The sequence below is a fragment of the Pseudoalteromonas sp. SIMBA_162 genome (genome assembly GCF_046535955.1).
Classification (GTDB): domain Bacteria; phylum Pseudomonadota; class Gammaproteobacteria; order Enterobacterales; family Alteromonadaceae; genus Pseudoalteromonas; species Pseudoalteromonas marina.
Window position 1 is genome coordinate 1 of record NZ_JAWJBQ010000149.1, and the last position, 349, is coordinate 349.

General features: G+C 34.7%; 1 protein-coding gene. It reads left to right on the forward strand.

Features of this window, described 5'->3' with window-relative positions:
• Positions 1-121: 121 nt before the first annotated feature.
• Positions 122-349: hypothetical protein (locus tag R0J88_RS19105; RefSeq protein WP_410900744.1), on the forward strand; the 228-nt coding region annotated here is incomplete at its 3' end.

Sequence of the window (349 nt, forward strand, 5' to 3'; positions counted from 1 at the left end):
GTTGCACTCAGAATCTGCGGCCAAGGGGTGTAAGGTTTGTTGATTATTCTTTCAAAAACTATACTCGAAAAACAAGGAGGTTGCTATCCATAGTAGTTTTCACGAAGTTAGGGCCATTAGTATGCAAGAGTCTAAGTCGAAATCATTTTTGCTGTTTTGGGGGTGTTATGTTATAGGATCAATTTTAATACTTTATTTTTGTGTTAACTATGGAGTTAATGGTTCGTATATTGAAGGCATTGCTGTTTTTTTATTTTCAATGCTTTTAATCTCTATGTTGTATTGGTATTTAAGGGTTAAGCCTTCTAATAGCTATGTTGCCTCTGACGATCCTAGAGATGAACTAATT